General features: G+C 63.3%; 9 protein-coding genes. 3 read left to right on the top strand and 6 right to left on the bottom strand.

Annotated features, from left to right (window positions below):
* Positions 1–942, bottom strand: a 942-nt coding sequence (locus AC4HIX_RS15630) for a trimethylamine methyltransferase family protein (RefSeq protein ID WP_490399642.1), incomplete at its 3' end; no start/stop codon positions are given.
* A 94-nt stretch (positions 943–1036) separates the two neighbouring features.
* Between AC4HIX_RS15630 and AC4HIX_RS15625 the strand changes: the two genes are divergently transcribed.
* Positions 1037–1951: a LysR substrate-binding domain-containing protein gene (locus tag AC4HIX_RS15625; protein WP_490399641.1), complete on the top strand. Its 915-nt coding sequence runs from the start codon at positions 1037–1039 to the stop codon at positions 1949–1951.
* Between the two features lies 1 nt (position 1952).
* Here AC4HIX_RS15625 and AC4HIX_RS15620 read toward each other — a convergent pair whose 3' ends face one another.
* The 4 genes from AC4HIX_RS15620 to AC4HIX_RS15605 all read right to left on the bottom strand — a co-directional run bounded on the left by AC4HIX_RS15620 (position 1953) and on the right by AC4HIX_RS15605 (position 5610).
* Positions 1953–2813 (bottom strand): metal ABC transporter permease, encoded by an 861-nt coding sequence (locus AC4HIX_RS15620; protein ID WP_490399640.1) that lies wholly within the window; start codon positions 2811–2813, stop codon positions 1953–1955.
* The gene (locus tag AC4HIX_RS15615; RefSeq protein ID WP_490399639.1) at positions 2813–3691 is read right to left on the bottom strand and encodes a metal ABC transporter permease; all 879 of its coding nucleotides are present in this window, start codon (positions 3689–3691) and stop codon (positions 2813–2815) included. Before AC4HIX_RS15615 ends, AC4HIX_RS15620 begins: the two co-directional genes overlap by 1 nt.
* Complete coding sequence (locus AC4HIX_RS15610; RefSeq protein WP_490399638.1) at positions 3691–4608, bottom strand: manganese/iron ABC transporter ATP-binding protein; 918 nt, start codon at positions 4606–4608, stop codon at positions 3691–3693. The genes AC4HIX_RS15615 and AC4HIX_RS15610 overlap by 1 nt, the downstream gene beginning before the upstream one ends.
* A gap of 99 nt (positions 4609–4707) precedes the next feature.
* Positions 4708–5610 carry a metal ABC transporter substrate-binding protein gene (locus AC4HIX_RS15605; RefSeq protein ID WP_490399637.1) on the bottom strand — a complete coding sequence of 301 codons (903 nt, stop codon included), beginning with the start codon at positions 5608–5610 and terminating at the stop codon, positions 4708–4710.
* Between the two features lie 282 nt (positions 5611–5892).
* Here AC4HIX_RS15605 and AC4HIX_RS15600 point away from each other — a divergent pair, with 282 nt between their 5' ends.
* Positions 5893–6297: a hypothetical protein gene (locus AC4HIX_RS15600; RefSeq protein WP_490399636.1), complete on the top strand. Its 405-nt coding sequence runs from the start codon at positions 5893–5895 to the stop codon at positions 6295–6297.
* A gap of 27 nt (positions 6298–6324) precedes the next feature.
* Positions 6325–9441, top strand: a complete 3117-nt coding sequence (locus tag AC4HIX_RS15595) for a M10 family metallopeptidase (RefSeq protein WP_490399635.1) — start codon at positions 6325–6327, stop codon at positions 9439–9441.
* Between the two features lie 79 nt (positions 9442–9520).
* Here AC4HIX_RS15595 and AC4HIX_RS15590 read toward each other — a convergent pair whose 3' ends face one another.
* The gene (locus tag AC4HIX_RS15590; RefSeq protein ID WP_490399634.1) at positions 9521–11092 is read right to left on the bottom strand and encodes an alkaline phosphatase family protein; all 1572 of its coding nucleotides are present in this window, start codon (positions 11090–11092) and stop codon (positions 9521–9523) included.
* Positions 11093–11146: the final 54 nt, after the last annotated feature.

Below are 11146 nucleotides of genomic sequence, written 5' to 3'. Positions count from 1 at the left end.
CGGCATCCCGAATGTCGGCGCACCGGACTTCAACGACATCGACGACAGGAAGTTGCCCAGCACAAACGGCGCGCCGGGACGGACGATCTGGGCAAAGGCGCAGCACATCATCGCCTCCGCCATCGCCTGCGCCACCGACGCGGCGGTGGAGACCGGCCCCATCGCGCCCGTAAGGATAAATGGCACAACGATAATTCCCTGCCCGCGGGCGCAGTAGGTGCGCACCGCCTCCGTCACCACTTTGTCAACCAGCAGTGGCGAATTGGTGTTCACATTGCCCATGATCACGCAGTTATTGTCCATGACATCCTTGCCAAAGACGATCTCGGCCATATCCACGCTGTCCTGCGCGCGGGACATCTCGGTGATGGCGCCCAGATGCGGCTTGTCGCTCAGCGTCATATGGGCAAACAACATGTCGAAATGGCGCTTGGAGACCGGCACGTCGCAGGGCTCGCAGATCACAAACCCGCCGTGATGCAGGTTCGGATGCATGTAGGTGAGCTTCACCAGCTTCTCGAAGCTCTCCATGTCGCCATAGCGCCGCCCGCCCTCCAGGTCGCGCACGAACGGCGCGCCATAGATCGGCGCGAACACCTGGTTGTTGCCGCCAATGGTGACCGACCGCGCCGGATTGCGGGCCAGCTGGGTGAACTCCCGCGGCGCCTTGGCACATAGGGCGCGGATCCACTGCGCATCGGCACGCACGGTGTCGCCGTCGATCCTCGCGCCTGCTTCTTTCCAGATCCGCAAGGCCTCGGGATCGTCGCGGAAGGCGATGCCGACATCCTCGAAAATCCAGTCGACCTGGGCTTCCAGCCGGACCAGCTTTTCTTCGTCCAGCACGTCAAAGAACGGCAGCGTGCGCTGGATCCAGGGCGAGGCCGGTGCGCCCGCAGGGGCAGTGTTTCTATCGCGGGATGCGCGGGCGCGTCGGGCCATGGGGGTCTCCAGTGTTCAAAAGCTGCGTAACGATAAGATCCGCAGCCCGCGTTGTGACGGTTGAAAAATCTGATGATTTGGATAATTTACAGTTATGCAAGAACTCTGGAAGCTCCTCACCAGCCCGCGCCACCTCATCGTTTTCGAGGCCGCAGCCCGGCACGGCTCCTTCACCCGCGCGTCGGAGGAATTGAACGTGCAGCAGCCTGCCGTCAGTGCGGCGATCAAACAGATGGAAGCGTCTTTGGGCGTTATTTTATTCCGCCGCGGCCATCGGAAGGTGGAGCTGACGGGGGCGGGCATGCGGCTTTATACAGACGTCTCCAAAGCGCTGGAGGACATACTTTCCTCCGCCAAGGCCGTGCGGCAGTTCGGACGCAATGACCATGTGACGCTCAATTGCTCTTCAGCTTTTGCATACTACTGGGTGATGCCAAGACTGACCCAGCTGCACGACGCGCACCCCGATATCGACCTGCGCCTGCAGAGCTCCGACCGGGAGCCGGATATAAATACCGAAGGGATTTCCTTGGCGGTGCGGCGCGGGGACGGCGACTGGCCGGACTGCCATTCCGCCCTGATCGCGCCGGAGGTGATCTTTCCCGTCGCCAGCCCGCGGGTAATGGCCTCCGCCGTTAATCTGGCGACAGTGCCGAACCTGCTGCACGAACGGCTGATTCACCTGGAGGAGCCGATCCGCGAGCGGCCCAGCTGGCAGCAGTGGTTTGCCCACTTCGGGGTGACCGGGCGGTTGCCAGCCGCAGGCCTCAGGCTCAACGACTATGCATTGGTGCTGCAGGCGGCGATTGCGGGCGAAGGCTTTGCCTTTGGCTGGCAGCATGTGACCGAGCCGCTGATCAAGCAGGGGCTGCTGGCCGCCCGCAAGGAATGGTCCTGGACCACCGGGGCAGGGTTCTATCTGGTGTGGTCCAAAACCCAGGACCTGGTTCCCAACGCGGAACTGGTGCGCCAGTGGCTGCTGGAGATGGCCAGGCCCGGGACCGTTTAACTCACGCGGTCCCGGAGGTTTCCCTGGCGCGCTGCATCGACCTGCGATGCGTCAGATACAGCCGCCGCACAAAGGCCAGGATGAACAGCGCGGTCAGGATCAGCACGATGGTTGGCGCCGGCGCGCTGTCGAGGAAGAAGCTGGCATAGGTGCCCGCCAGCATCGAGAACATGCAGACCAGCACTGCCACCCACAGCATGGTGCTGAACTTGCGCACCACCAGGAACGCGATGGCACCGGGAGCGATCAGCAGCCCGATCGCCAGGATCAGACCCGCCGCCTTGAGCGTTGCCACGATCGTCAGCGACAGCGCCGCAAGCAGCCCGTAGTGCAGCACCGTGACCGGCAGGCCGGAGGCCTGCGCCTGCGCCGGGTCGAAGCTGTGCAGCAGCAAATCCTTCCACTTCAAGACCAGCGCCGCGCCGACCACCAGCGAGATGATGCCCGCGGTCCACAGCTCATCCGGCTCCACCCCCAGCATGTTGCCGAACAGGATGTGGTCCAGATGCGCATTGGTCTCCAGCCCCACATACATCACGATGCCGAGCCCGAACATGCCGGAGAAAACCACCCCCATCACCGTGTCCTGCTTGACCCGGCTGTTGCCCGCCAGAAAGCCGGTCGCCACAGCGCACAGCATACCGGCAGCAAAGGCGCCTATGATCAGCGGGAAGCCCAGCACATAGGCCAGCACGATCCCCGGCAGCACCGCGTGGCTGACCGCGTCGCCCATCAGCGCCCAGCCCTTCATCACCAGGAAGCAGGAAAGCAGCGCCGTGGGCACCGAGACGATCAGGGAAATCAGAAAGGCGTTCTGCATGAACGCGAACTGGAACGGCATCAGCAGGGTATCGAGATCCATCACGCAGCCCCGTCTTGTGCCACGGGGCCGCGCTTCAGCGCCTCGCGCGCCTTGCGCTTGGCGGCCAGCAGCCCGTGTTTCGGAGCGAAGACGAACACCACCAGGAAAATCAGCGTTTGCAGCGTCACGATGATGCCGCCGGTGGCGCCGTCCAGAAAGTAGCTGGCATAGGCCCCAAGGAAGCTGGTGGCCGCGCCGATCAGCACCGACACCATGATCAGCCGCGGGAAGCGGTCGCACAGCAGATAGGCCGTGGCGCCGGGCGTCACCACCATGGCGATCACCAGGAACGCCCCCACGGTCTGCATCGCCGCCACGACCGAGGCCGACAGCAGCACGAAGAACACCGCCTTGAGCAGGCCGGGCCTGAGCCCGATGGTCCGGGCGTGGTTTTCGTCAAAGAAGGTGACCATCAGGTCCTTCCACTTGGCCAGCAGCACCGCCAGTGAGACAAAGCCGATGATCGCCAGCTGCAGCGTGTCCTCAGGCGTGATCGCCAGGATATTGCCCATGGTGATGGTCTGGACCGAAACCGACATCGGGCTGATCGAGACGATGAACAGGCCAAGCCCGAAGAAGGAGGTGAAGATCAACCCGATGATCACATCGACCTTCAATCCCGAACGTTCCGACAGGAACAGCATCGCGCCCGCCGCCAGCCCGCCGGCGATGAAGGCGCCCAGCGCAAACGGCAGGCCTAGGATGTAGGCCCCCGCCACGCCCGGCACCACCGAATGCGAGAGCGCATCGCCGATCAGCGACCAGCCCTTGAGCATCAGATAGGCCGACAGAAAGGCGCAGACGCCGCCCACCAGCGCCGAAACCCACATCGCGTTTGTCATATAGCCATAGGTGAACGGCTCCAGCAGGTATTCCATTACGGCTTACCCCCGCCCTCGCCACTGCCTTCGCTGGTCTGGGTCTTTTCGCCGTACTGGACAAACGGGCGCTCGTCGTCGGTCAGGATGGTGACCTCGCGGGTGTCGCCATCGTCATGCAGCGCTTGGCCGCCCAGGGTGAAGTGGCGCAGAACGCCGCCAAAGGCGTGTTCCAGGTTCTCGCGGGTAAAGGTGGTCTCGGTCGGGCCGTAGCCCAGCACCGTGCCCTTGACCAGCACGGTGCGGTCGCAAAACTCCGGCACGCTGCCCAGATTGTGGGTGGAGACCAGCATCACCCTTCCCTCGGCGCGCAACTCGCGCAAGAGGGCGATGATCTGCTCTTCGGTCTTCACATCGACACCGGTAAAGGGTTCGTCCAGCAGGATCACCTGCCCGTCCTGTGCAAGCGCCCGGGCCAGGAACACCCGCTTGCGCTGGCCGCCGGACAGCTCGCCGATCTGGCGGTGGCGGAAGTCCTGCATGTTCACCCGGCGCAGCGCCTGATCGACCGCCTCGTGATCGGCGGCCTTGGGGCGGCGCAGGAAACCCATGTGGCCGTAGCGGCCCATCATCACCACGTCCTCGACCAGCACCGGAAAGGCCCAGTCGACCTCCTCCGACTGCGGCACATAGGCGACCAGGTTCTTGCGCAGCGCCTCTTTGACGGTCATCCCGAGAATACGGATTTCGCCCTGCGCGGCCGGGACAAATCCCATGATTGCCTTGAACAGGGTCGATTTGCCCGCCCCGTTCACGCCGACCAGCGCCGTGACGGTGCCGCGGGGAATGCCAAAGCTGGCATTCCACAGCGCGGTATGGCCGTTGCGGTAGGTCACCGTGACATTCTGTGCGGCAATCCCGCCGTCCGCAGGCGCGGCGCTGGTGTTCATGATGTGGGTCTCGCTGGCATCAAGCATGGGCTGTCCTGCAGAGTTACACACAGAAATTGTGCTTTGTGAAATGAAACGCCCCGCAACTTGCGCTGCGGGGCTGTTCGGATATGCAAAAAAGCGTTCTTAGTTGGTCACTTCGGTCAAACCGCGGGCAACGGTCTGAGAGGTGACCTTGAGCAGGTCCAGGTAGGTCGGCACCGGGCCGTCCGCTTCGCTGAGGGAGTCGACGTAAAGCTCCCCGCCATAGGCCACGCCGGTTTCGCGGGCCACCTGCTGTGCCGGGGCGGTGTTCACGGTGCTTTCGCAGAACACCACCGGGATGTCATTGGCGCGCACGCCGTCGATCACACCGCGCACCTGCTGCGGGGTGCCGACCTGGTCGGCGTTCATCGGCCACAGGTACAGTTCCTTCATGCCGAAATCGCGGGCTAGGTAGCTGAAGGCGCCCTCGCAGGTCACCAGCCAGCGCTTGTCCTCGGGGATTTCCGCAATGGAACGGCGCAGCGGCTCAATGGTGGCGCGCAGCTTGTCCTTGTATTCGCCTGCGTTCTTCACATAGACGGCGGCGTTTTCCGGGTCGTGCTCGGCAAAGGCCTCGACGATGTTGTCGATATAGATCAGCGCGTTATCCAGACCCATCCAGGCATGCGGGTTGGGCTTGCCCTCGTAGGAGCCGGCCGCGATCGGGATCGGGTCGATGCCGTCGGTCAGGGTGACGGAAGGCACGTCGTCGAGGTTCGACAGGAATTGCTCGAACCACAGCTCCAGGTTCATGCCGTTCCACAGGATCAGATCGGCATCGGACGCCCGCACGATGTCGCGCGGGGTCGGTTCATAGCCGTGGATCTCCGCCCCCGGTTTGGTGACCGAGACGACTTCAGCGGCATCACCTGCCACATTGGCAGCCATGTCGGCCAGCACGGTGAAGGTGGTAACCACCTTCATCTTGTCCTCAGCCATGGCAGCGCTGGCAGCAACGGCCGCAACCGCGGCGGCGGAAACTGTCTTGAGCAGGTTCGAAAACATCCGATTCTCCGTTTTGAAGATGCCTTTGATGCATCGTTATTGCAAATCATTCGCAACTGTCAATGAAATTGAGAATGATTTGCAACAACGATCCCAGCCTGATCCCAGACGCGCCCTCGCGCAAGCCGCGTTAGAATAGGGTTAACCCCGGTTAACGACGTCTAAATATTGCCCGGATCGCGACCGCCATTTCGCCCAAATCCACTCCCATTACTGAGTGTGCAGCCAGAACGGCGCAGGACTGAACCTGATCCCAAAACCGTCTGAGCGAGCACCTTTCCCATGATTTCACCTGGAAAACTCTCCAGCTGCTCCGCCGCAATCTGGCTGCTTGTCACCGGGTCCGCAGCGCTTGGCAGCCCGGTGCAGACCATTGAACTGCAATGCGGCGACGCCATGCGGCAGCCCCTGTGCGACGCATTGGCCGGAAGTCTGCGCCAGAGGTTTCCCGGAGCAGCGGTTTCAACGGCAGACGGTCAGAAGGCCGGGTCCGATCTGACCTTGCGATACGTCGGGCAGGCCCAGGCCGCGGACTGGATCTCCGGTTACCTGGCCTGGCAGCACAGCGACGGCCGGACCGGTCAGGGCCCGGTCCTGGAGCAGTCGGTCATGGACGGGCAGCTGACGGCCGACAGCCTTGCGGACTTTGCCGGCCAGCTGGTCAGGCACACGGAATTCCCCCTGTAATTCAGCGATTTAGGATGGAAAACGGATATGTGTGAATATTGCGGTCAAGCCAATCACAGAATTCCCGAAGTCACCGACAGCAGCGGCTCCGGCACCGGCGGCGGCGATGCCGGCGGCAAGCCAACGTATACGGTCGACCAGATCGCGCAGTATCTTTACCAGGGTTTCTGGGAGGACACCGGCCGGACCCAGCGTTCCTTTGACGTGGAAACCGGGGGGCAGCTGACTGTCAACCTCAGCGGGCTGAATGCAAACGGCAAGGCAACCGCCCGCAAGGCGCTGGAAAGCTGGACCGCGCTGACCGGGATCGACTTTGCCGAGACCACAGGCAGCGCCCAGATCACCTTTGATGACAACAGATCCGGGGCATATGCCACATCCACTGTCAGCAATGGAACCGTCCTCAGCTCGCACATCAACGTGGACGACGGCTGGTCGGCTTACGGCAACTATTACCTGCAGACCTTTATCCACGAAATCGGCCACGCCCTCGGCTTGGGCCACACCGGCAATTACAACGGCAGCGCCAGCTATGGCTCGGATGCGCATTTCGCCAATGACAGCTGGCAAATGTCGATCATGTCCTACTTCAGCCAGGCTGAAAACACCGCTGTCGATGCCTCCTTTGCCTATCTGGCGACGGCACAGCTGGCCGACATCGCTGCAGTGCACCATCTGTATGGCGCGCCTGTAAACGTGGAAACCGGCGACACCACCTATGGCGACGGTCAGACCACCGGCCGTTTCGGCATGGACCTGAACGGCGGCTGGGCGGTGGCGATTGTCGACAGCGGCGGCACCGATGTCATCGACCTGGGTTCGCGCAGCTACAATCAGACGCTGAACCTGAACGCGGGCACCTTCTCCAGCATCAATGGCAAGACCGGCAACTTTTCCATTGCCAGCGGCACCGTGATCGAAAATGCCGTGACCGGCTCGGGCATCGACCACATCACCGGCAACGCAGCGGACAATGTGCTGGAAAGCGGTGCAGGCAACGACCGGATCGAGGCGGGCGCCGGCGACGACACGGTGATCGGCGGAACGGGTGCAGATTACTTGACGGGCGGAACGGGTGCCGACCGGTTTGTATACCGGTCGCTAGGCGAATCCGGCGATTCAATCGCCGACTTCAACCTGGCCGCCGGAGACCGGGTCGACGTTTCCGCCCTGCTGCAGGAGATCGGTTATGCGGGCAGCGATCCCGCGGGCGACGGCGTTGTATCACTTCAGGCAGGCAGCGGCGGCTCCTGGCTGAAAATTTCCCACAATGGCAGCAGCACGCTGCTGGTGTTCCTGGCTGGTGTCGATGCGAACGCCGATCCGGCAGAAATCATCAACACTTCCGCGACCCCGGAGCCCGGCCCGGAGCCTGAGCCCACGCCAGATCCGGACCCGACCCCGGATCCGGACCCCACACCGGAAACCATTGATAACACCTACATCTTCACCAACAGCTTCGTGCCGCAGTGGACCAGCCTTCTGGGCACCGTCACCGACACCAATGGCGGTATCGACACGCTGGATCTCAGCACCGTGACGCTGGCAGCCACGATCAACCTGGAAAGCGGTGTGTCCGGGAAAATCGGCTCCAAGACCCTAACGATCAGCGAAGGCTCAGTGATCGAGAACATCCTTTTGGGCAGCGGCAGCGACAAAGGCTACGGCAACAGCGCCGCCAACCTGATCGAAGGGCGGGAAGGCCACGACCGGCTGTACGGACTGGACGGCAATGACACGCTGTCCGGCGGCAGCGGCAACGACATCCTGGAGGGCGGCTTGGGCGGCGACAGCCTGGACGGCGGCGACGGCAACGACAAAATCTATGGCGGCGACGGAAACGACACCCTTCAGGGCGGCGACGGCAGAAACCAGCTCTTCGGGGACGGTGGCGATGACTCCGTTCTGGCAGGCGCAGGTAACGATAAAATCTACGGCGGCGAGGGCGATGACACCCTTGCTGCCGGCGACGGCAACAACAGGACCGATGGCGGCCTGGGCGATGACTCGATCACCGCCGGAAGCGGCAAGGACCGGATCAAGGGCGGCGAAGGAAACGACACGCTTTCCGCCGGCGACGGCGACAATAAGGCTGACGGCGGCCTGGGCGATGACTCGATCACCGGCGGCAGCGGCAAGGACCAGTTCAAGGGCGGCGACGGAAACGACACCCTTGCTGCCGGCGACGGCGACAACAAGACCGACGGCGGCCTCGGCGATGACTCGATCACCGGCGGCAGCGGCAGGGACCGGATCAAGGGCGGCGAAGGAAACGACACGATAGCCGCCGGCGACGGCAACAACAGAGTCACCGGCGATGCTGGCCACGACGCGATCACCGGCGGGATTGCCGATGACCAGATCAAGGGCGGCGAGGGCAATGACACGATCGCAGCCGGGGGCGGTGACAACAAGCTGTCCGGTGATGACGGAAATGATGTGATCAGCAGCGGCAGCGGCAAGGATCAGCTGAAGGGCGGCAATGGGGATGACACCCTGTCTGCCGGAGACGGCGAAAACAAAGTGAGCGGCGGCGGCGGTAATGACGTGATCACCAGCGGCAGCGGCAGGGATAAGGTCAATGGCGGCGACGGCAATGACACGATCCAGACTGGCGCGGGTGCTGACAAGGTCAACGGCGCCGACGGGGACGACAGTCTGGACGCGGGCAGCGGCGACGATCTGATCAATGCGGGCAAAGGCGACGACACGGTTGACGGCGGTGCCGGCACGGACAAGGTCAAGGGCGGCGAGGGCAATGACGATATCCGCGGCGGCAGCGGCGGCGACTCGCTTGATGGCGGTTCCGGCAGCGACAGGCTGGAAGGCGGCGCAGGCGCGGATCTCCTGAAGGGCGGGGCAGATGCCGACGTGTTTGTCTTTGCCTCCGCTGACGACGCCGGCGACACCCTGCGCGACTTCAAGATCAGCCAAGGCGATGCGCTCGATATCGACGGGCTGCTTCTTGAACTGAACACGACGCTTGAAGATGCCTTGTCCAGCGGCAGTCTCAGCCTGAACGGGACCAAGGATGTCTGGCTTCAATACGATGCGGACGGTGAGGGCGGCAACGACCCGCTGCAGATCGCCTGGCTGAAAGGCGTCAAGTCAACCGACCAGCTGACCGAAGACTGGTTCGTCTGACCCGTAAAGACCGCCACAGGCCCGGCTCCTTACTGGACCGGGCCTTTCCCTGTTCACGCGGCACCGTCCGGGCTTGGGCCTAGCCCCGCGGCGGCGCGAAACGGGACACGCCCTGCGCCCCGTCAGCGGTGATCGACATCAGCGACAGCGTGTGGTCCATGTTCTTCATCCGGTGCCGCAGCATCAGCCGGGTCAGCCGGTTGAGATCGGCGGCATACTCCGGCTGCCCGGCCACGTTCTCCAGCTCCCCCTGCCCTTCCGCATCAAACAGCATCGGCGGAAGGTCGGCGGCGAATTCCACCAGGGTAAAGCGCCCGTCCCGCAGGATGCCCAGACTGCTGTCGCTAGGCGAGGTGCCCAGCGCCTGCTGCCACAGCGTCGGCTCCAGTGGTTCGGAAAAATCCAGTTCCGAGAAGGAGTATTGCCGCCAGTCCCGCGGCTGCTCCCCGCGCAAAAGCGGCAGCAGCGACCGCCCGTCCATCGAGTTCGGGACCTCCTGCCCGACCCACTCCAGAATGGTCGGCGTCACGTCGATGGACTCGGTGATCTGAGTGAGGCAGGCGCCGGCATTGTCCTCATTGCCAGGCATCCGGATGATCAGCGGCGTGTGATAGGCGGCGTCATAGACCGACATCTTGCCCCAGGCGTGCCGGTCGCCCAGCATCTCGCCGTGGTCGGCGGTAATCACGACCATGGTGCTGTCATACTGGCCCGTGTCCTTGAGGAATTTGATCACGCGCCCGACATGGTGATCCACCTCGGTAGCCAGCCCCAAGTAGACCGCGCGCAGGGTGCGGATGTTGTCGTCCGTCGGCTCCAGATCCGGGAACCCCTCGACAAAGCCGGCCGCTTTACTGCTGCGCAACGCCGGACCAAAGAACGGATGCAGCGCGCTTTCCTGCTCCGGCGTGTCCAGCCGCGTTGGCACCGGCAGCGAGGCCGGGTCGTACATGGTGTTGTAGGGGGCCGGCGCCACCAGAGGCGGATGCGGGCGGATATAGGTCAGATGGGCAAACCAGCTTTGCTTGTAATAAGCGGCCATCTTGCCCAGGAAAGAATCCGTTAGAAACGCGGTATCGCTGTCCTCTGCCGCGTAAAGCGCCGGATCGTTCAGCCGGGGCGCGCCGCCATCGGGCGAACGGGGCTTATAAACGTCCCAGTAGTTCTCGAATTCATAGCCCCGGTTCATCAGATGCGATTGCCACGGGAAGGACGTCTCCAGCCGCATCTCGGTCATCTCATGGAAGCCGTTCATCGGGAATTCATAGGTGCGCAGCGCCGGGTCGTTGGCGTCAAAGGCGCGCGGGTCCTGCGAGGTATCGGTATAGCCGAACAGCATCGGCAAAAAGCCCGCCTTGCGCATCTCGGTGGCGATGTTCGGCGTGTCATGGCGCAGCGGCGTGCCGTTGCGCACGGAACGGTGGTTCATCGCATACTGTCCGGTCAGGATCGACGCCCGCGACGGCCCGCAGGGGTTGGTGACGGAGAAATGCCGCTTGAACGAGACCGCCTCCTGCATGAAGGCGCGGATGCTGGGCAGCTCCACATGCCCAGCCATGGCACCGAACACGCAGTCCGCACGCAGCTGGTCGATGATGATGAACAGGACGTTGCGGGTTGCGGGGCGGTTCTCGGGGCGGGTGGCAGGCATCCGGGGTCCTCGCGCGGCTCGGGTCAGGTTTCGGCTGTCAAACTGTGATGATCC

Source organism: Leisingera sp., from assembly GCF_982940295.1.
The sequence above is the reverse complement of the archived record's forward strand: the minus strand, read 5'-3'. Positions and strand labels throughout refer to the sequence as shown.